This is a genomic window from Arthrobacter sp. Soc17.1.1.1 (assembly GCF_036867195.1).
In the GTDB taxonomy this organism is placed as follows: Bacteria; Actinomycetota; Actinomycetes; order Actinomycetales; family Micrococcaceae; genus Arthrobacter_D.
Map to the genome: position 1 here is coordinate 1 of NZ_JBAJII010000001.1, position 17,939 is coordinate 17,939.

General features: G+C 67.4%; 17 protein-coding genes and 2 tRNA genes. 17 read left to right on the forward strand and 2 right to left on the reverse strand.

The window, feature by feature from the left end:
• The 12 genes from dnaA (at nt 1) to V6S67_RS00060 (ending at nt 12,953) form a co-directional block, all read left to right on the forward strand.
• The gene (dnaA, locus tag V6S67_RS00005) at nt 1-1,413 is read left to right on the forward strand and encodes a chromosomal replication initiator protein DnaA (RefSeq protein WP_334208293.1); all 1,413 of its coding nucleotides are present in this window, start codon (nt 1-3) and stop codon (nt 1,411-1,413) included.
• 497 nt (nt 1,414-1,910) lie between these two features.
• Complete coding sequence (gene dnaN / locus V6S67_RS00010) at nt 1,911-3,035, forward strand: DNA polymerase III subunit beta (RefSeq protein ID WP_334208294.1); 1,125 nt, start codon at nt 1,911-1,913, stop codon at nt 3,033-3,035.
• 65 nt (nt 3,036-3,100) lie between these two features.
• Nucleotides 3,101-3,991: a phosphogluconate dehydrogenase (NAD(+)-dependent, decarboxylating) gene (gene gnd / locus V6S67_RS00015; RefSeq protein WP_334208295.1), complete on the forward strand. Its 891-nt coding sequence runs from the start codon at nt 3,101-3,103 to the stop codon at nt 3,989-3,991.
• Between the two features lie 10 nt (nt 3,992-4,001).
• A complete protein-coding gene (recF, locus tag V6S67_RS00020) occupies nt 4,002-5,285 on the forward strand; it encodes a DNA replication/repair protein RecF (RefSeq protein WP_334208296.1) in 1,284 nt (427 codons plus the stop codon).
• Nucleotides 5,278-5,904, forward strand: a complete 627-nt coding sequence (locus tag V6S67_RS00025) for a DUF721 domain-containing protein (RefSeq protein ID WP_334208297.1) — start codon at nt 5,278-5,280, stop codon at nt 5,902-5,904. Before recF ends, V6S67_RS00025 begins: the two co-directional genes overlap by 8 nt.
• 242 nt (nt 5,905-6,146) lie before the next feature.
• On the forward strand, nt 6,147-8,174 hold the full coding sequence (gene gyrB / locus V6S67_RS00030) for a DNA topoisomerase (ATP-hydrolyzing) subunit B (protein WP_334208298.1): 2,028 nt from the start codon (nt 6,147-6,149) through the stop codon (nt 8,172-8,174).
• Nucleotides 8,175-8,314: 140 nt separating this feature from the next.
• A complete protein-coding gene (gene gyrA / locus V6S67_RS00035; RefSeq protein ID WP_334208299.1) occupies nt 8,315-10,984 on the forward strand; it encodes a DNA gyrase subunit A in 2,670 nt (889 codons plus the stop codon).
• On the forward strand, nt 10,981-11,517 hold the full coding sequence (locus tag V6S67_RS00040; RefSeq protein ID WP_334208300.1) for a DUF3566 domain-containing protein: 537 nt from the start codon (nt 10,981-10,983) through the stop codon (nt 11,515-11,517). Before gyrA ends, V6S67_RS00040 begins: the two co-directional genes overlap by 4 nt.
• 86 nt (nt 11,518-11,603) lie before the next feature.
• A tRNA-Ile gene (locus V6S67_RS00045) sits at nt 11,604-11,677 on the forward strand.
• A 37-nt stretch (nt 11,678-11,714) separates the two neighbouring features.
• Entirely contained in the window at nt 11,715-11,831 is a 117-nt protein-coding gene (locus V6S67_RS00050; RefSeq protein WP_334208301.1) for a DLW-39 family protein, read from the forward strand.
• A gap of 44 nt (nt 11,832-11,875) precedes the next feature.
• Nucleotides 11,876-11,948: transfer RNA gene (locus V6S67_RS00055), tRNA-Ala, on the forward strand.
• A gap of 87 nt (nt 11,949-12,035) precedes the next feature.
• Nucleotides 12,036-12,953, forward strand: coding sequence for a DMT family transporter (locus tag V6S67_RS00060; protein WP_334208302.1), 918 nt, complete (start codon nt 12,036-12,038; stop codon nt 12,951-12,953).
• Nucleotides 12,954-13,048: 95 nt separating this feature from the next.
• Here V6S67_RS00060 and V6S67_RS00065 read toward each other — a convergent pair whose 3' ends face one another.
• Nucleotides 13,049-13,957: a hypothetical protein gene (locus V6S67_RS00065; RefSeq protein WP_334208303.1), complete on the reverse strand. Its 909-nt coding sequence runs from the start codon at nt 13,955-13,957 to the stop codon at nt 13,049-13,051.
• 177 nt (nt 13,958-14,134) lie between these two features.
• Here V6S67_RS00065 and V6S67_RS00070 point away from each other — a divergent pair, with 177 nt between their 5' ends.
• Nucleotides 14,135-14,677 carry a peptidylprolyl isomerase gene (locus V6S67_RS00070; RefSeq protein ID WP_334208304.1) on the forward strand — a complete coding sequence of 181 codons (543 nt, stop codon included), beginning with the start codon at nt 14,135-14,137 and terminating at the stop codon, nt 14,675-14,677.
• A gap of 4 nt (nt 14,678-14,681) precedes the next feature.
• Nucleotides 14,682-15,557 carry a rhomboid family intramembrane serine protease gene (locus V6S67_RS00075; RefSeq protein ID WP_334208305.1) on the forward strand — a complete coding sequence of 292 codons (876 nt, stop codon included), beginning with the start codon at nt 14,682-14,684 and terminating at the stop codon, nt 15,555-15,557.
• Nucleotides 15,558-15,794: 237 nt separating this feature from the next.
• On the opposite strand, the gene V6S67_RS00080 is transcribed toward V6S67_RS00075, so the two are convergent.
• Nucleotides 15,795-16,043, reverse strand: a complete 249-nt coding sequence (locus tag V6S67_RS00080; RefSeq protein ID WP_334208306.1) for a cell division protein CrgA — start codon at nt 16,041-16,043, stop codon at nt 15,795-15,797.
• Between the two features lie 188 nt (nt 16,044-16,231).
• On the opposite strand from V6S67_RS00080, the gene V6S67_RS00085 reads away from it, so the two are divergent.
• From V6S67_RS00085 to V6S67_RS00095, 3 genes are read left to right on the forward strand one after another with little or no spacing between them, the layout of a single operon-like run.
• On the forward strand, nt 16,232-17,029 hold the full coding sequence (locus tag V6S67_RS00085; protein WP_442884841.1) for a class E sortase: 798 nt from the start codon (nt 16,232-16,234) through the stop codon (nt 17,027-17,029).
• Nucleotides 17,030-17,034: 5 nt separating this feature from the next.
• Entirely contained in the window at nt 17,035-17,196 is a 162-nt protein-coding gene (locus V6S67_RS00090) for a hypothetical protein (RefSeq protein WP_334208308.1), read from the forward strand.
• A gap of 3 nt (nt 17,197-17,199) precedes the next feature.
• Nucleotides 17,200-17,844, forward strand: coding sequence for an aminodeoxychorismate/anthranilate synthase component II (locus tag V6S67_RS00095; protein ID WP_334208309.1), 645 nt, complete (start codon nt 17,200-17,202; stop codon nt 17,842-17,844).
• The last annotated feature ends 95 nt before the right edge of the window (nt 17,845-17,939 follow it).

The window sequence follows — 17,939 nt, forward strand, 5'->3', positions numbered from 1 at the left end:
GTGGGTACAGATGAGGTCAATGACGTCGGGAGCTCCTGGCGTAAAGTCATCCGGACCCTGGAACACGACGATCGGGTAACACCCCGCCAGCGGGGATTCATGGTGCTGGCCCAGGCCCAGGGGCTGATCGGCACCACCATGCTCATCGCCGTCCCGAACGAGCTGACCCGCGAGGTCCTGCAGACCCAGCTCAAGGGAGCCCTCGACGAGGCACTGCGCGAGGTGTTCCGCGAGGACATCCAGTGCGCGTTCGTCATCGACCCCGAACTCACGCCCGTCCGGGAGGAGACCCCGGAGCAGGAGCCCGTGCAGGTCTCGCCGGAACCGAAGGGCGAGACCAAGCCGTCCCCGACGCCGCCCAGCAACTCCTCGGAGTTCGGGCGGCTCAACCCCAAGTACATCTTCGACACGTTCGTGATCGGATCGTCGAACCGCTTCGCGCATGCAGCTGCGGTCGCGGTGGCGGAGGCGCCGGCGAAGGCGTACAACCCGCTGTTCATCTACGGTGACTCCGGGCTGGGCAAGACGCACCTCCTCCACGCCATCGGCCACTATGCCCGGCACCTCTATACCGGTATCCGTGTGCGCTACGTGAATTCCGAGGAGTTCACCAACGACTTCATCAACTCGATCCGCGACGACGAGGGGTCGAGCTTCAAGCAGACCTACCGCAACGTGGACATCCTGCTCATCGACGACATCCAGTTCCTCTCCGGCAAGGACAGGACGATGGAGGAGTTCTTCCACACTTTCAATGCGCTGCACAACCACAACAAGCAGGTGGTCATCACCTCCGACATGCCGCCCAAGCAGCTGATCGGGTTCGAGGAGCGCATGCGGTCGCGCTTCGAGTGGGGCCTGCTGACGGACATCCAGCCTCCGGAACTCGAGACGCGCATCGCGATCCTCCGGAAGAAGGCGATCAGCGACAGCCTGAGCGCACCCGACGACGTCCTCGAGTACATCGCCTCGAAGATCGCCACCAACATCCGCGAACTCGAGGGTGCCCTCATCCGCGTGACCGCCTTCGCGAGCCTCAACCGCCAGACGGTCGACGTGAACCTGGCCGAGATCGTCCTGAAGGACCTCATCTCGGACGACGGCGCACAGGAGATCACGTCGACGGTGATCATGGCGCAGACGGCCGACTACTTCCAGATCAGCATGGAGGAACTCTGCAGCAAGTCGCGGACGAGGACGCTGGTGACGGCACGGCAGATCGCGATGTACCTGTGCCGGGAGCTGACGGACATGTCCCTGCCGAAGATCGGGCAGGAGCTCGGGGGCCGGGACCACACGACGGTCATCCACGCGGATCGCAAGATCCGCGAGCTGATGGCGGAGCGCCGAGCGATCTTCAACCAGGTCACGGAGCTCACCAACCGCATCAAGCACAAGCAGCGCGAGGCCTGACCGCACCGCTACCCGAATTCCACGGCTGTAATTAACAGGTGTGGACACAGCTGTGGATAACCAGGGGCGGATCGGCCCTCAACCTGAGGAAAACCCCCGTCCTGCCTGTGGATCCGCAGAATGACAAGGATTTCGCCCACAGTCGCCACCAGCCGGCCGTCGCCCGACCTCACACGTTATCCACAGCCCGGATCCGCGCCGGAGCCGCGATCAGGGCACTTATCCACAGTATCCACAGCAGTTATTAACACTACGAACCTTAAACTTCAAAAGTTCTTCAGATAACACTCCACGTTCCGTTCGTCCCCCGCCCGGCCCGTCCTGCTTCGCCTCGTGCTGCCCGTCCTGCTGCGCCGGACGGCAACCCGGCTAAGCTGTCACGCAGTAGGGTTGTGGTTTCCGTGCCCGGGCACCTCCGTGGACGACCCCGACCCGACCATCCGCCGGTGATTCGCCGGGGGCTGTTTTTTTGATCTGGCGAAAGGCGGCACTGCTCCGTGAAATTCAGAGTTGAGCGGGATGTACTTGCGGAGGCTGTGTCCTGGACCGCTCGATCGCTGTCCCCCCGGCCTCCCGTCCCCGTCCTCGCGGGACTGCTCATCAAGGCCGAGTCCGGCTCACTGAGCCTCGCCAGTTTCGACTACGAGATCTCGGCACGGCTCGAGATCGCGGCCGACGTCCTGGAGGAAGGCACCATCCTTGTCTCGGGCCGTCTTCTCGCCGATATCTGCAGGAGTCTTCCGTCCGCACCGGTCGAGGTCGCGACCGACGGGTCCAAGGTGACCCTGACGTGCCGGAACAGCCGCTTCAACCTGGCCACCATGCCCGAGGGCGAGTACCCGGAACTGCCGAAACTGCCCGCCGTCAGCGGTGTGGTCGACGGCGACGCATTCTCGCAGGCCGTTTCGCAGGTGATCATCGCGGCGAGTCGTGACGACACCCTCCCGATCCTCACCGGCGTCCGGATGGAGATCGAGGACGACCTGATCACCCTCCTGGCCACCGACAGGTACCGGCTCGCCCTCCGCGAGGTCTCCTGGAAGCCGTCCACACCCGGGATCTCGACCAGCGCGCTCGTCAAGGCGAAGACGCTCAACGAGGTGGCGAAGACACTGGGCGGGGCCGGCGACCTGAACATCGCGCTGTCCGACGATTCCGAACTCATCGGCTTCGAGTCCGGCGGACGCAGGACCACCTCCCTGCTGGTCGACGGTGACTACCCGAAGATCCGTTCGCTCTTCCCGGACAAGACCCCCATCCACGCAACCGTGCAGACGAGCACGCTCGTCGAGGCCGTCCGGCGCGTCTCGCTGGTCGCGGAACGGAACACCCCCGTGCGCCTGGCCTTCCAGCAGGGCCAGGTCACCCTCGACGCCGGCACGGGCGAGGACGCCCAGGCATCGGAAGCCATCGAGGCCACCCTCGACGGCGACGACATCACGGTCGCGTTCAATCCGCACTACCTCAGCGAGGGCCTCGGCGCGTTCAGCAGCCCCTACGTGCGGTTCTCCTTTACCTCACCTCCCAAGCCCGCGGTGATCTCGGCCCAGGATGACGCCTCGGGCGAGGACAGGGAAGACTATAGGTACCTGCTGATGCCCGTACGGCTGCCCAACCAGTAGCAGCCCCGGCAGGTATCCCGACCGGCCGGATCGCCGGTCGGTCCCATCGTCAGAAAGAGAAGCTCATGCACATCGGCCTCATTGGACTCGGCAAAATGGGATTCAACATGAGGGAGCGTCTCCGCGGCAAGGGCATCGAGGTCACCGGCTTCGACCGCAACCCCGACCGCACCGACGTGCAGAGCATCGAGGAACTCGTGGCGGCGCTTCCCGCGCCGCGCATCGTCTGGGTCATGGTCCCCGCCGGCCAGATCACCGATGCCGTGATCAAGGACCTCTCGGAGGCCCTGTCCGAGGGTGACCTCGTGATCGACGGTGGCAATTCCAAGTTCACGGACGACCAGATCCACGCCGCGCTGCTGGCGCAGAAGGGCATCCGGTTCCTCGACTGCGGCGTCTCCGGCGGGGTCTGGGGCCTCGAGAACGGCTACGGCCTCATGGCCGGCGGCGTGCAGGACGACGTGGAACGCGCCATGCCCGTCTTCGACGCCCTGCGTCCCGAGGGCGAACGCGCCGAGAGCTTCGTCCACGTGGGCGATGTGGGGGCCGGACACTACGCGAAGATGGTCCACAACGGGATCGAGTACGGCCTGATGCAGTCCTACGCCGAGGGCTACGAGCTGCTCGAGGCCAAGGACATCGTCAAGGACGTCCACGGCACCTTCGCCGCCTGGCAGAAGGGCACCGTGGTGCGGTCGTGGCTGCTGGACCTCCTCGTCAAGGCCCTGCAGGAGGACCCGGGGCTGTCGCAGATCGCCGGTTTCGTCGAGGATTCGGGTGAGGGCCGGTGGACCGTCGAGGAAGCCATCGCCAACTCCGTGCCGGCTCCGGCCATCACCGCCGCGCTCTTCGCGCGCTTCACCTCGCGGCAGGAGGACTCGCCGTCCATGAAGATGGTGGCGGCGCTCCGCAACCAGTTCGGTGGCCACGCGGTGAAGCCCGCCCAGCCGAAGTAGGCAGCTCCCGGTGTACGTGGAGCACCTCTCACTCACCGGGTTCCGGAGCTACGAACAGCTCGACACGGCGATCGAACCCGGCATCACGGTGTTCGTGGGGCCCAACGGCGTGGGGAAGACCAACATCGTCGAGGCCATCGGGTACCTGGCCACCCTGTCCTCGCACCGCGTCAGCGCGGACAGGCCGCTGATCCGCTTCGGCCAGGACCGGGCGATCATCCGGGGCCGCTTCGTCCGCGGTACCCAGCGCACCGGCGTCGAGGTGGAGATCAACGCGGAGTCGGCGAACCGCGCCCGGATCAACCGGGCCAACCCCGTGCGTGCCCGGGACGCGGCCGGGATCCTGAAGACCGTGCTGTTCGCCCCCGAGGACCTGGCACTGGTCAAGGGCGATCCCTCCGTGCGTCGCCGCTACCTGGACGAAGTCATGGTGTCCCTGCTGCCGCACCAGTCGGCACTGCGGGCCGACTACGAGCGCGTCCTGAAGCAGCGCAACGCCCTGCTCAAGTCGGCCCGGGCCGCCGGGCGGTTCTCCACCGGGCACGAGTCCACCCTCGACGTCTGGGACCAGCACCTCGCCGAGGCCGGGGCGCGGCTGCTGTCCGCACGGCTCGTCCTCGTCGACCAGCTGCGACCCCATGTCCAGCGCGCCTACAAGGAGCTGACGGACGGATCGAAGACCGCCGACATCGCCTACGTCTCGTCCGTCTCGTCGTCCGGGCACACCGTGGACGACGACGGCGCGGAGACCGCCCATCCCGGATCCGCCGACGGGCTGCGCGACCTCGACCTGCCGGCCCTCACCGCACTGTTCGTCGAGAGCCTCCTCCGCCACCGGAAGAAGGAGCTGGACCGCGGCATCTCGCTCGTGGGTCCGCACCGTGACGAACTGGGGCTCCTGCTGGGCCAGGCACCGGTCAAGGGATACGCCTCGCACGGGGAGACCTGGTCCATGGCCCTCGCCCTGCGCCTCGCCTCCTACTACCTGCTGCTCGAGGAGGACCACACGCCCGGCGGCGACCCCGTGCTGATCCTCGACGACGTCTTCGCCGAACTCGACACGCAGCGCCGCACGCGCCTCGCCGCCATCGTGGCGCCGGCCGAACAGGTGCTGGTCACGGCGGCCGTGGGCGACGACATCCCCGCGGCACTCCTGGGCCGTCAGATCCGCGTGGTCCCGGGCGCCCTGGCCGGAGCGGATGCCGGACCGGCGGACGACGACGGCCCCGACGAGGACGGTCCGCCCGCCGGGGACGAGACGGCGGCCCCCACCGCCGGAGACGCTCATGCCTGAGGACCGCCCGGAGGACACCGCGGGGCCGGACGGGGAGCGGCGGGTACCACGGCGCCGCGGCACGGAGGAGTCCCGTGGTCCCGATGACTCCGACGGCGGGGCCCGGCCGGAGGCCGAGGACTTCCCCGAACAGGATGCTCCCCAGGCCCTCCTCAACCGGCTGCGCAGCGCATCCGAGGCCCGGGGCACCCCCCGCGGTCCGGCACCGAAGCAGCAGGGGAAGACGTCCCGGCGCCGGTACTCACCCGAGCCGGTCTACGGGGGACGCGACCCGGAAGGCGTGGGGAACGTGTTCTCTCGGATGCTCGCGGAGCGCGGCTGGAAGTCCCCCGTGGCCATCGGGTCAGTGCTGACGCGCTGGGACGAGATCGTCGGGGCGGACATCGCCGCACACTGCGTGCCCGAGAGCTTCGACGCCGACACGGTGCTCGTCCGCTGCGATTCGACCGCCTGGGCGACGCAGCTGCGGCTGATCACCCCGCAGGTGCTCCAGCGATTCGAGGCCGAGCTGGGCGCCGGCGTCGTGAAGCGCCTCTCCGTCGTCGGGCCCGCGGCGCCGAGTTGGCGCAAGGGTGGACGCACAGTCAAGGGGCGAGGTCCACGCGACACCTACGGGTGAGCTGACAGCGTAGCCGCCGGTCCTCTGGACGGCCTGTAGCGCAATCGGGGGTCCCCCCGGCGTATCGGTCCTCATGGAAGGACCCGCCGTGGGCTCTGAACCCGGTTTATTGGCCGGTGAGAGGCGGTTGGTGCGCTCCCGCAACCATCCGCAGGGTAGAATAGTAGGAGATTGATGTGGTCTATCCAGCTGAGGAGCCGTCTACGCCTGTGGCACACGAGAACGAGTTGAATGCAAGTGATGTGTTGATCGGCGAGGGCGAGTCCCCGATTCTGGAGGCTGCGACCGAGCACGCCTACGGCGCCAGTGAGATCACGGTCCTGGAAGGACTGGAAGCGGTCCGCAAGAGGCCGGGCATGTACATCGGCTCCACCGGCCCGCGCGGTCTCCACCACCTCGTCTACGAAGTCGTGGACAACTCGGTGGACGAGGCCCTTGCCGGCTACTGCGACCACATCGAGATCACGCTCCAGACCGACGGCGGCGTGAAGGTCGTCGACAACGGGCGCGGCATCCCCGTGGACATGCACCCCACCGAGGGGCGTCCCACCGTCGAGGTCGTCATGACCATCCTCCACGCCGGCGGCAAGTTCGGTGGTGGCGGCTACGCGGTGTCGGGCGGCCTGCACGGCGTCGGTATCTCCGTCGTCAACGCCCTGTCCAAGCGCGTCGAGACCGAGGTACGCCGCCAGGGCCACGTGTGGCGCCAGACGTTCGCGGACGGCGGCAAGCCCGTGGGCGAGCTGCGCAAGGGTGAGGAGACCTCTGAGACGGGGACCACCCAGACGTTCTACCCGGACGACACGATCTTCGAGACCACCGAGTTCGATTTCGAGACGCTGCGCGCACGTTTCCAGCAGATGGCCTTCCTCAACAAGGGCCTCCGCATCACCCTGGTCGACGAGCACGTCGACGAGGTCGAGGACGAGGTCACGGCGGAGACCGGCGAGGATTCCACGCCGAAGCACCGCGAGGTCGTCTACCTCTACGAGAACGGACTGCTCGACTACGTCCACCACCTGAACTCCTCGAAGCGCGTCGAGGTGGTCCACCCCGACGTCATCGCCTTCGAGACGGAGACGCCGGACCGGACGATGTCCGTGGAGATCGCGCTCCAGTGGACCTCCGCCTACTCGGAGAGCGTCCACACCTACGCCAACACGATCAACACGCACGAGGGCGGCACCCACGAAGAGGGATTCCGCGCCGCCATGACGACCCTGATCAATCGCTATGCGCGTGAGAAGAACATCATCAAGGAGAAGGACGACAACCTCACGGGTGACGACATCCGCGAGGGCCTGACGGCCGTCATCTCCGTGAAGCTCTCCGAACCCCAGTTCGAGGGCCAGACGAAGACGAAGCTCGGCAACTCCGAGGTCAAGGGATTCGTGCAGCGCGTCGTCACCGACCAGCTCGGCGACTGGCTCGAGCGCAATCCCGGGCCCGCGCGCGACGTCATCCGCAAGTCCATCCAGGCGTCGCAGGCGCGCCTCGCGGCCCGCAAGGCGCGCGAGTCCACCCGGCGCAAGGGACTGCTGGAGTCCGGTGGCATGCCCGGCAAGCTCAAGGACTGCCAGTCCAAGGACCCCTCGCGGTCCGAGATCTACATCGTGGAGGGCGACTCGGCCGGCGGTTCGGCCGTCCGCGGGCGCAACCCCGAGACCCAGGCCATCCTCCCCCTGCGCGGGAAGATCCTGAACGTCGAACGGGCCCGCCTCGACCGTGCCCTCGGCAACAGCGAGGTCCAGGCCATGATCACCGCGTTCGGCGCGGGGATCGGCGAGGACTTCGACGTGGACAAGGCCCGGTACCACAAGATCGTGCTCATGGCCGACGCCGACGTGGACGGCCAGCACATCACGACCCTGCTGCTGACCCTCCTGTTCCGCTACATGCGGCCGCTGATCGAGAACGGCTTCGTGTACCTCGCGCAGCCGCCGCTGTACCGGATCAAGTGGTCCAACGCCAAGCACGACTACGTGTTCAGCGACCGCGAACGCGACGAGGTCATCAGGATGGGCCTGGCCAACAACCAGCGCCTGCCCAAGGACAACGGGATCCAGCGCTACAAGGGCCTCGGCGAGATGGACTACACGGAACTGTGGGACACCACCATGGACCCGGACCACCGCACACTGCTCCAGGTCACCATGGACGACGCGGCCGCCGCGGACCAGGTGTTCTCGGTGCTCATGGGCGAGGACGTCGAGTCCCGCCGCAACTTCATCCAGCAGAACGCCAAGGACGTGCGTTTCCTCGATATCTGACGGGTCGGCACCGGCATTCTGCCGGCGCAACGAAATTCGCTCGTTCCTCGCGAATATTAAAGCGCCTACACAGAACGCCGAGCCACCCTCGCTCGGATTCGCCATTACTGCGGGAAAAACATGACGAACGGAACTGATTCATGAGTGACGACATCACCGGCAACGGACCGGACGAACCCATCGAGGGCGAGGTCCTGACGGACCGCGTCGAGCAGGTGGACCTGCAGACCGAGATGCAGCGGTCCTACCTGGACTATGCGATGGCGGTCATCGTGGGCCGGGCGCTCCCCGACGTCCGCGACGGGCTGAAGCCGGTCCACCGGCGCGTCCTCTACGCGATGTTCGACGGCGGCTACCGTCCCGAGCGCTCCTTCAACAAGTGCGCCCGCGTGGTCGGCGAGGTCATGGGCCAGTACCACCCGCACGGCGACTCCGCGATCTACGACGCCCTGGTCCGCCTGATCCAGGACTGGACCATGCGGTACCCCCTCGCGCTCGGCCAGGGGAACTTCGGCTCGCCCGGCAACGACGGCGCGGCGGCCCCCCGATACACCGAGACGAAGATGGCCCCGCTCGCCATGGAGATGGTGCGGGACATCGACGAGGAGACCGTCGACTTCCAGGACAACTACGACGGCAAGAACCAGGAACCGACCATCCTGCCGTCCCGGTTCCCGAACCTGCTCGTCAACGGATCCTCCGGCATCGCCGTGGGCATGGCCACCAACATCCCGCCGCACAACCTGCGGGAGGTGGCTGACGGAGTCCAGTGGTACCTCGAGAACCCGGCCGCCACGAAGGAGGAGCTGCTCGAGGCCCTGATCGCCCGCATCAAGGGACCCGACTTCCCCACCGGTGCGCAGATCCTCGGGCACAAGGGCATCGAGGACGCCTACCGGACCGGCCGCGGCTCCATCACGATGCGCGCGGTCGTCAACGTCGAGGAGATCCAGAACCGCACCTGCCTCGTCGTCACGGAACTGCCCTACCAGGCCAACCCCGACAACCTGGCGATCAAGATCGCCGAACTCGTCAAGGACGGCAAGATCAGCGGCATCGCCGACCTGCGCGACGAGACGTCGGGCCGTACGGGCCAGCGCCTCGTGATCGTGCTGAAGCGTGACGCCGTCGCCAAGGTGGTGCTCAACAACCTCTACAAGCACACGCAGCTGCAGGACAACTTCAGCGCGAACATGCTGGCGATCGTCGACGACGTCCCCCGCACCCTGAGCCTCGACGCGTTCATCCGCCACTGGGTGACCCACCAGCTCGAGGTCATCGTGCGCCGCACCCGCTACAGGCTGCGCAAGGCCGAGGAGGAGGCGCACATCCTGCGCGGCCTGCTGAAGGCCCTCGACGCCCTGGACGAGGTCATCGCCCTGATCCGAGCATCGGCGACCACCGAGGAAGCCCGGATCGGCCTGATGGGTCTGCTCTCCATCGACGAGCTGCAGGCGAGGGCCATCCTCGACATGCAGCTGCGGCGCCTCGCGGCCCTCGAGCGGCAGAAGATCCAGGACCGCCACGCGGAACTCGAATCCATGATCACCGAGTTCAACCGCATCCTCGCCTCCGAGGACGTGCAGCGCGGGATCGTCAGCACCGAGCTGGCGGACATCGTCGCGAAGTTCGGTGACGACCGCCGCACCGAGATCCTCATGGGCTACGACGGCGACATGAGCATGGAGGACCTGATCCCCGAGGAGGAGATGGTCGTCACCATCACCCGCGGCGGATACGTCAAGCGCACCCGCAGCGACAACTACCGCCAGCAGGCCCGCGGCGGCAAGGGCATCAAGGGTGCGCAGCTGCGCGGCGATGACGTCGTCGAGCACTTCTTCGTGACCACCACCCACCACTGGCTGCTGTTCTTCACCAACCTCGGCCGCGTGTACCGCGCGAAGGCGTACGAGCTCGTGGAGGCGGCACGCGACGCGAAGGGCCAGCACGTCGCGAACCTGCTCGCCTTCCAGCCCGACGAGACCATCGCGCAGGTCCTGGATCTGCGCGACTACCAGCAGTCGCCCTTCCTCGTGCTCGCCACGAAGCGCGGACTGGTGAAGAAGACGCGGCTCGAGGACTACGACACCAACCGCACCGCCGGGGTGATCGCCATCAACCTCCGCGACAACGACGAGCTCGTCTCCGCCCAGCTCGTCTCGAGCGAGGACGACATCATGCTGGTCTCCCGCAAGGGGCAGTCGCTCCGCTTCACGGCCGATGACGACGCCCTGCGACCCATGGGCCGCGCCACCTCCGGCGTGACCGGCATGAAGTTCCGCGACGACGACGAACTGCTCGCGGCCAATGTGGTCTCCGACGACTCCTTCGTGTTCATCGTGACCGAGGGCGGTTTCGCGAAGCGGACGAGGGTCGACGACTACCGTGTGCAGGGCCGCGGCGGACTCGGTATCAAGGTCGCCAAGCTGGCCGAGGAGCGCGGCGACCTCGTGGGCGCCCTCGTGGTGCAGGAGGAGGACGAGGTGCTGGTGGTCATGGGCGGCGGCAAGGTCGTCCGCTCCGCCGTCGCCGGTGTGCCTGCGAAGGGCCGCGACACCATGGGCGTGATCTTCGCGAAGCCCGACAAGACCGACCGCATCATCGCGGTCGCCCGGAACAGCGAGCGGAGTGTCGCCGTCGAGGAGGGACTCATCGAGGACCCTTCGGAGGCGAGCCCCGACGTCGACGTCATCGACACCGTGACGCCGCAGCAGGATCCTGCGGAGTTCACAGCCGATGAAGTACGGTTGTCGACAGAGGAAACGGCTGAGCCTGACGCTGAGTCGCCGGAACACGGAGGTACTGAGTGAGCTCGGCCAACACCAACCCGCGGTCCACCAGCGGACAAGTGCGGACGCCCGGTGCTCCTCCGCGCGTGAATGCCCCCGCACGCCCGACGCAGCGCCCGGCCTCGGCCGGTGGCCAGGCAGGGCGTCCCGCGCCGCGCCCGGGGCTCGTGAAGCCGGCTCCGAAGGCCAAGGCCCGCAAGGCCCGGCTGCTCGTCAGCAAGGTGGATCCCTGGTCCGTGCTCAAGATGTCCTTCCTGCTCTCGGTCGCGCTCGGCATCGTGACCGTCGTCGCGTCCTTCGTGATCTGGACGGTCCTGGACCTCACGGGCATCTTCGACGGCGTCAACGCGCTCCTGCGCGAGATCGCAGGGTCGGAGAGCGGCGGGTTCGACCTCCGCCAGTTCGCCTCGCTGCCGCAGGTCCTGTCCTTCGCGACCATCATCGCGGTGGTGAACGTGGTACTCCTGACGGCGTTGGCCATGCTCTCCGCCGTGCTGTACAACATCTCGTCCACCCTGGTCGGCGGTATCGGCGTCACGCTGACCGACGACTAGGAGACCGGCCCCTTCGGCGCCCATGGGCGATTTGAAGAATGCCGAGGCACTACTGTAAAGTCGTATCTCGGCCCGAAGAGGTATCGGGGCGTATAGCTCAGGCGGTTAGAGCGCTTCGCTGATAACGAAGAGGTCCCAGGTTCAAGTCCTGGTACGCCCACGGATCCACCATCTCAGGGAACTGCAAGGAGACGAATGTGAAGAAGTTGCTCATCGCGGCAGCGGCTGCAGCAAGTCTCCTCGTGTTCAAGCGGTGGCAGGATTCAGAGAAGAGCAAGAGCGTCTGGAGCAACGCGACGGACGACATAGCGTAGCAAGGAACCCACGCCCGGCGGACGAGCCGGACAGGGTTCCACTCGGGGGCATGGCGCAATTGGTAGCGCACCTGCTTTGCAAGCAGGGGGTTCGGGGTTCGAGTCCCCGTGCCTCCACCGACGGAAGTCCCGGTCATCGACCGGGACTTCCTGCGTTGGCGGGTGCATTGCAGAGTTGCCCGCGGCGTGCCCTAGGGTTGCCGCGTGACCATCTTCCTCTCGATCCTCGGTGTCATCGGGGTCTCGGCCTCCGGGCCGATCATGGCGGCGACCGCCGCCCCGGTCCTCGCGATCGCGTTCTGGCGCAACCTGCTCGGCGCACTCCTCATGGGAGGTCCGGCCGCCGTGTCCAAGAGAGCGGAGTTCGCAGCGCTCACCGCTGCGGACTGCCGGCGGCTGGCCGTCGCCGCCGTGGCCCTGGCCCTGCACTTCGCGTGCTTCATCACCGCGCTCAAGCTCACCTCCGTCGCCGCGGCCACGGCCCTCGTATGTCTCCAGGTCGCGTGGATCGCCCTGTTCGACGCGCTGCGGGGCTCCCGGCCACAGCGGGCGGTGGTCGCTGGGCTGGGGGTGGCGTTCGTCGGCGTCGTGATCATCACCGGGTTCGATCTCTCCCTCTCCCCGGACGCGCTCCTGGGGGACGTCCTCGCCCTCGCGGGGGGCGCCCTGGCCGGGGTCTACCAGATGGCCGGAGCCGCTGCGCGCCGGACGATGTCCACGGGCACCTACACGACGCTCTGCTACGGGGCCTGCGCCGTGATCCTGCTGGTGCTGTGCATCGTCACACGCCAACCCGTCGTCGGCTTCTCCACCGCGGCCTGGGTGGGGATCCTCGCGGTGACCCTGATGGCGCAGATCATGGGCCACTCGGTGTTCAACCATCTGCTCGCCGTGATGAGTCCGCTGGTCGTCTCCATGATCATCCTGCTCGAGATCCCCGGAGCGGCGATCCTCGCGGCCGTCTTCCTCGACGAGACGCTCCCTGCAGGCACCTACGGCGGACTGGCACTGATCCTCGTCGGCCTCGCCGTCGTGATCCGCGGGCAGCAGCGGCGCAGGTCGCGTCGATCCCTGGCCGAGGAGGCCGCCGCCGGTCCACCGCCGGGCCTCGGCGGAGAGTAGTACCGCTTGAAGCATATGTTCAACATGGAATACGAGGGCACGAAAAAAAGGAACCCCCGGCACAATGCCGGGGGTTCCTTCCTCGAGCTCGGCGATCAGACCTTCGGGTCCTCCGTGGGCTCCGCGGCGTGCTTGGCGCCGTCGGTGCCCTTGGCGGTGTCCGATGCTGACGGCGATGCGGCAGGGTCGGTATTGGCGGTGGCGGCCGGGACCTCGCCGGACGACGCCGCGGCACGGTCCGCTGCTTCCTTGATGCTGATCACGGCATTCTTCGCGTCCTGCGGCTTCTGGGTCGATGCCGGGCCCGCGGTGGCCTTGATCGGGGCCGGGGTCTTCCAGGGATCCTCGACGGGCCTGGACGCGCGCCACGCAGCGACTCCCGCGACGATCGCGGCCGCGATGATGCCGAAGACCAGCCAGCCCTTCCCGGACTTGCGGGCCTTGCTCTTCTTCAGGTCCTTCGACGCCTGCATGGTCGCGGCGACCAGGCGCTTCTGGGCGTTCTTGACGGCTTTCTTGTCACCGGTCACGCGGATCACGGCGTTCTCCACGGCCGGCGGCACAGTGGCGGCCGCCAGGGAGCGGGACGCCGAGTCGGCTGCCTCGCCGAGCCGGGTCGACAGGGCCGGCAGGTACTCGTCGACGACCTTGCCCTTCGCGGTGGTCAGGGCAGGGGTCGCCTTGTCGAGGGTGCCCTGGATCTTCGGGGTGGTCTCGTCGATCGCGTGGGTGATCGAGGAGCCCACCTTGTCGATGCTCTCCTGAAGGATGGGCGTCACGACGGCGACGCCTCCGGCGATCCCCTCCGAGGCCTTGCGGACGGTGTCCTGCAGAGCGGGCTTCGCGGTCTCCAGGCCCTTCTCCCAGCGGGGCTTCGCCCAGCCGTAGGCGGCATCGACGCGCGGTGCCGCCCAGTCCCGTGCTGCTGCTACTCCGGCGGCTGCTGCCAGTCCGAGAGCAACGCCCTCCTCGAGCTCATGGGTGTTGCGTACGTTCTTCTTCACAAAAACCTCCAGGGGGTGGTTGTTCGTTTTGATCAGCCTACGTTGCATGCGTGGGGGGTGCTATCCGATGCGGGCGCAGGTGCGGTTCCCGGGCCGTGTTTCGCGGTGTCCGTTTCACTGTGCGCGGAATGGGACCACTCCAGCTTATTGTCAGGGGCCGCGTGGAAGAATGGCCCAATGACTGCTATTCCCACAGCAAAAGCGACCATCCACACCAACCAGGGCGACATCGAGGTGAACCTCTTCGGCAATCATGCCCCGAAGACGGTGAAGAACTTCGTGGGCCTCGCGACGGGTGAGATCACATGGACCCACCCGCAGACCGGCGAGGAGAGCAACGCGCCCCTCTACAGCGGCACGGTGTTCCACCGCATCATCAAGGACTTCATGATCCAGGGCGGCGATCCCCTCGGTCAGGGCATCGGAGGACCGGGCTACAAGTTCGACGACGAGATCAACCTCGACCTGACCTTCAACGAGCCCTACAAGCTGGCCATGGCCAACGCGGGTCTCCAGGGCGGACGCGGCACCAATGGTTCGCAGTTCTTCATCACCTCCGTGCCCACCACCTGGCTGCAGGGCAAGCACACCATCTTCGGCGACGTCACCGACGAGGAATCCCGCAAGGTGGTCGACAAGCTGAACGCCATCGCCACGGACATGAGGGACAAGCCCCTCGACGACGTCGTCATCGAGAGCATCACCGTGGAACAGCTCTAACCGAATGTCCTACGGTGTCCCTGCGCCCGACGCCGGCAGCCAGGAGGCGCCGGTCTGCCCCCGGCATCCGGATCGCGTCAGCTATGTGAGGTGTCAGCGGTGCGGCCGTCCGGCCTGCGCCGAGTGCCAGCGTCCGGCCGCGGTCGGGTTCCAGTGCGTCGACTGCGTCCGTGAGCAGGCCGCCGCCACGCCGGCCCGCAAGAACGCCTTTGGCGGCGTCGCGCGCGGGGACACCCCCGTAGTGACCTACACGCTCATCGGGCTCTGCGTGGTGGTGTTCCTCCTGCAGCTCGTGATCCCCGGGATCACCCGTTCGTTCACCTACGCGCCCGTGTTCACCGCCGGTGCCGGGGGCGTGATCCCGGCGGAGCCGTGGCGGATGCTCACAGCCGCCTTCCTCCACTCGGAGCGCTCGTTCCTGCACATCGCCTTCAACATGTACGCGCTGTACATCCTCGGCAAGGTGCTGGAGCCCGCGATGGGCAGGGCGCGATTCCTCGCGCTGTACCTCATCTCGGCCCTCGGCGGGTCGATCGGCGTCCTGCTGCTCACCGGGAACCCGCTCCAGGGGGTCGTCGGAGCATCCGGCGCCGTCTTCGGACTCTTCGGGGCGCTCCTCATCGTCCAGCGCAAGCGAGGCGGTGACGTCCGCCAGATCGTCGTCCTGATCGCGATCAACGCGGTGCTCGGGTTCGTGGTGCCGGGCATCGCCTGGCAGGCCCACCTCGGCGGCCTCGTGGCGGGTGCCGCGTGTGCGGCGGCCATCGCCTATGCGCCGCGCGGGAGCCGGCAGGCGAGGACGCAGGTGCTCGGTCTGGGCGGCGTCGTCGTGCTGCTGGCCCTGCTGACCGTCGTGGGCGTCGCGCGCCTCCCGATCTAGCACTGCGAAGACGAAGGAGCCGGTCCCTGCGGACCGGCTCCTTCGTCGTTTTCCACAACCCTTATCCACACGGGGGATAACTTACACACATGTAATTCCACATCTGTGGATAAGCGGGGCCCGGAATCTCGCGGTGATCACCGAATGATCAACAATCCCATGCACATCTGTGGATAACTTCATACACAGCGTGTGTACAGAGCTCCTCGACCGTCCCCGCCCGCACTCCGTGCGGGGTCAGCGCCAGCGCGTCGTCATCAGGAAGCCGACGATCGCGATACCGAAGCCGGCGAGGATGTTCCAGGATCCCCAGGCGGCGACCGGCAGGGTGGCCTCGGAGATGTAGAACGTGATGATCCACAGCAGGCCGATGATCATGAGCCCGAACATCACCGGCTTGTACCAGACCGGGTTCGGTGTGGGCTGCGACTTCGCGGCGGGCGCCGCGGCGGCACCGGCTCTCTTGCGGGGCTTCGACTCAGGCACGGGTTCTCCTCGACGGGGTGCGACTGGGGTCAGTGGCACCGGTGGTTCGGTGGCGGCCCCGACGCGCTCCTCCCCGCAGGTTATCCTGTGGAGAGAATTTCATCCGGCCGGTTCTCCGAACGATTCTAGCCAAGATCGGTCGGGTACCGGTGCACCCAGCGGCAGGAGCGGTAGTGGCCAGGTCGACCATGGACGCCGCGCCCGACCGCGGCGTGCGACGCCCCGCACGGGCGCGCCCGCGCCGTACGCCGCTCCAGTTGGTCGGACAGGTGTTCGGGGAACTCCTGGTCACCGCCGGCATCGTGCTGCTGCTCTTCGTGGGCTGGGAGCTCTGGTGGACCAACATCGACTCCGGTATCAAGCAGGAGCAGGCCCTCGAGGGGTTCTTCTCCGACGCACCGCCCGTCACGGCCCCCGATGCCTCCGGCCAGGGATCGGACGTGCCCCGACCCGAGGACTTCGGTGAGCCCGCCGTCCTCCCGCAGCAGGATCTCGTGGGTACCTTCGGCGTGGTCTACATCCCCCGGTTCGGTGAGAACTACTCGCGGCCCGTCACGGCCGGCGTCGGCACCGACGTGCTCGACAACCTCGGGCTCGGCCACTACCCGGGGACGGGAGCGCCGGGCGAGGTGGGCAACTTCGCGCTGGCGGGTCACCGCCAGACCCACGGCCAGGTGCTCGACCAGATCCACACACTGGTCCCGGGGGACCGCGTCTACGTCCAGACACGCGACGGGTACTACACCTATGTCTTCCGGAACACCGAGATCGTCCTGCCCGACCGCGCCGACGTGATCGCGCCGGTGCCCACCCAGCCGGACGCACGGCCCGTGGACAGGATCCTGACCCTGACCAGCTGCAATCCGCGCTTCGGCGCCCAGGAGCGTATCATTGCGTACTCGGTGCTGGAGTCCTGGCGCCCCGCCGACGCGGGTCCACCCCCCGAGATCGCGGAGAACGTGGCCCGCGCGGCAGGACAGGGGTAGCACGGATGTACGGATGGATCTTCCGGGCCCTGCCCGGTCCGCTCTGGATGCGCATCATCCTGTCCGTGGTCCTGGTCCTCGCGGCCGTCATGGTGCTCATGGTCTTCGTGTTCCCCTGGGTCTCCCAGTTCAACCCGCTCACAGATTCAACGATTGGTTCCCCCTAGCTCATGGCTGACACCACCCGCATCCTCGTCGTCGACAACTACGACAGCTTCGTCTACACGCTGGTCGGCTACCTGCAGGAACTCGGCGCCGAGACGACCGTGGTCCGCAACGACGACGTCACCCTCGCCGAGGCGCAGGAGATGGCCGCATCCCGCGACGGGGTGCTCATCTCCCCGGGTCCGGGCACGCCCGCCGAGGCAGGCGTGTGCGTCGACCTCATCCGGTGGTGCGGCGACCACGGCAAGCCGATGCTCGGGGTCTGCCTCGGCCACCAGGCACTCGCCGAGGCCTACGGCGGTACCGTGACGCACGCACCGGAGCTCATGCACGGCAAGACGTCCCTCGTGGAACACGACGCGACGAGCGTCTTCGCCGGACTGCCCTCCCCCGTCACGGCGACGCGCTACCACTCGCTGGCAGCGGTGAGCGACGACGTCCCGGCCGAGCTCACCGTCACCGCACGGACGGCCAGCGGCATCATCATGGGTCTCGAGCACAGGACGGCACCCCTGTGCGGCGTGCAGTTCCACCCGGAGTCGGTGCTGACCGAGGGCGGCTACCGGATGCTGGGCAACTGGCTGGAGTCCCTCGGGCTCGAGGGAGCCGCGGCCACCGCCGCAGGGCTCAGCCCGCTCATCGCGCGGTAGCCGCCCTCGTTCCCGGTTACCGGCCGGCCGATGCGTGTCCGGACGTGACGCGCCGGGTTCCCGGCTGCAGCGCCGCGAAAGCCGGGAACGACGGC

What these genes read in the sequence shown, in the direction of transcription:
- gnd (WP_334208295.1), top strand. Translation starts at nt 3,101, where the DNA reads ATGCACATCGGCCTCATTGGACTCGGCAAAATGGGATTCAACATGAGG.
- V6S67_RS00025 (WP_334208297.1), top strand. Translation starts at nt 5,278, where the DNA reads ATGCCTGAGGACCGCCCGGAGGACACCGCGGGGCCGGACGGGGAGCGG.
- gyrA (WP_334208299.1), top strand. Translation starts at nt 8,315, where the DNA reads ATGAGTGACGACATCACCGGCAACGGACCGGACGAACCCATCGAGGGC.
- V6S67_RS00070 (WP_334208304.1), top strand. Translation starts at nt 14,135, where the DNA reads ATGACTGCTATTCCCACAGCAAAAGCGACCATCCACACCAACCAGGGC.
- V6S67_RS00075 (WP_334208305.1), top strand. Translation starts at nt 14,682, where the DNA reads ATGTCCTACGGTGTCCCTGCGCCCGACGCCGGCAGCCAGGAGGCGCCG.
- V6S67_RS00085 (WP_442884841.1), top strand. Translation starts at nt 16,232, where the DNA reads ATGGACGCCGCGCCCGACCGCGGCGTGCGACGCCCCGCACGGGCGCGC.
- V6S67_RS00090 (WP_334208308.1), top strand. Translation starts at nt 17,035, where the DNA reads ATGTACGGATGGATCTTCCGGGCCCTGCCCGGTCCGCTCTGGATGCGC.
- V6S67_RS00095 (WP_334208309.1), top strand. Translation starts at nt 17,200, where the DNA reads ATGGCTGACACCACCCGCATCCTCGTCGTCGACAACTACGACAGCTTC.